Origin of the sequence: Acetobacter fabarum, from assembly GCF_011516925.1 — a bacterium.
Classification (GTDB): domain Bacteria; phylum Pseudomonadota; class Alphaproteobacteria; order Acetobacterales; family Acetobacteraceae; genus Acetobacter; species Acetobacter fabarum.
Map to the genome: position 1 here is coordinate 1 of NZ_WOTG01000047.1, position 1,262 is coordinate 1,262.

Sequence of the window (1,262 nt, forward strand, 5' to 3'; positions counted from 1 at the left end):
GACCCAGCAGGCAGGGGGGAATGACGCAGGAGGATGGCGGACCGTCGGTTAAAACTCTTGCCGTGTGATGCCATAATTCTATGATGCACCCACGACAACCATGAGAGTACGCAGTTTTTTCTGACCGACCCGCACACGTTTTGCGTTGTGCCACCTTGCCAAGAAAGAAAAGGATAACACCATGAACACATCCGTTCATACAAATGCCCCCGCACTGGTGGCCGATGCGGGTATTCCCCTGCGTGAGATTCTGCCCTGGGGCGTGTTCGGCCTGATCATGGCAGCACTGCTGATTTACTTTGTGGGTGCGGAACAGGGTGCCACTTCCCTTATTTCTGGCCATTCCGTGCATGAATTCGTGCATGACGGCCGCCACCTTCTTGGCTTCCCCTGCCATTAAATAACTAGGCGTCAGGAAAGAACTCATCTCATGGTTGGTCGTCTTCTCGCCCGCGGCATGGTCGCGGGTATTGTGGCTGCGTTGTTGACCTTTGTGTTTGCCAAACTGTTTGGCGAGCCACAGGTGGCTCTGGCCATTGCCTTTGAATCCGCACAGGACGCCGCAGCAGGTATCGCGCCTGAGCCCGAACTGGTCAGCCGTTCGGTGCAGGCATCCTATGGCCTGCTGACCGCAGTGCTCATGTATGGTGCGGCCTATGGTGGCGCGTTCGCCATTGTGTTTGCTCTGGCTTACAAACGCCTGAACCTGTCCAGCCCGCGCGTACTGGCGCTGCTGCTTGCGGGTGTTGGCTTTTTAACCTTTGTCCTTATCCCCGATCTTAAATATCCGCCCAACCCACCCGCTGTGGGGCTGGAGGAAACCATTGGCCTGCGTACAGCCATGTATTTTGCCATGGTGGGGATTGCCATTGCCATTTCCATGATCTCGCTGCTGGTCGGTCGGGCGCTGGTGGCATCTCTGGGCCGCTGGAACGCGGCCTTGTGCGGCATTGCCCTGGGGCTGGCCCTTGTGGTTCTGGCGCAGTTCGGTCTGCCAGACATTAACGAGGTCCCGGGTAATTTCCCCGCCATTGTGCTCTGGCGCTTCCGCGAGGCAGCCATTGGCATGCAGCTTGTCATGTGGTCCTCTCTGGGGCTGATTTTTGGCGCACTGGCCGAAAAACTGTTGCAGTCCCCGCGTGCACAGGCGCGCTAACGCTAGAACAGCCTTTATGCCGGTATAAAAAAAGGGCCACGCAACTGCGTGGCCCTTTTTTGTTGGAGCGTGTGGCCTTGCCAGAACAAGGCCATACGTCCTGCGG

2 protein-coding genes are annotated in these 1,262 nt (G+C 57.4%); both read left to right on the forward strand.

Annotation, left to right across the window (positions count from 1 at the left end; translation table 11 throughout):
* The first annotated feature begins 181 nt into the window (after nt 1–181).
* Complete coding sequence (locus tag GOB83_RS14595; RefSeq protein WP_095350652.1) at nt 182–400, forward strand: CbtB domain-containing protein; 219 nt, start codon at nt 182–184, stop codon at nt 398–400.
* Nucleotides 401–430: 30 nt separating this feature from the next.
* On the forward strand, nt 431–1,156 hold the full coding sequence (locus GOB83_RS14600) for a CbtA family protein (protein WP_095350653.1): 726 nt from the start codon (nt 431–433) through the stop codon (nt 1,154–1,156).
* Nucleotides 1,157–1,262 lie beyond the last annotated feature (106 nt).

What these genes read in the sequence shown, in the direction of transcription:
- GOB83_RS14595 (WP_095350652.1), top strand. Translation starts at nt 182, where the DNA reads ATGAACACATCCGTTCATACAAATGCCCCCGCACTGGTGGCCGATGCG.
- GOB83_RS14600 (WP_095350653.1), top strand. Translation starts at nt 431, where the DNA reads ATGGTTGGTCGTCTTCTCGCCCGCGGCATGGTCGCGGGTATTGTGGCT.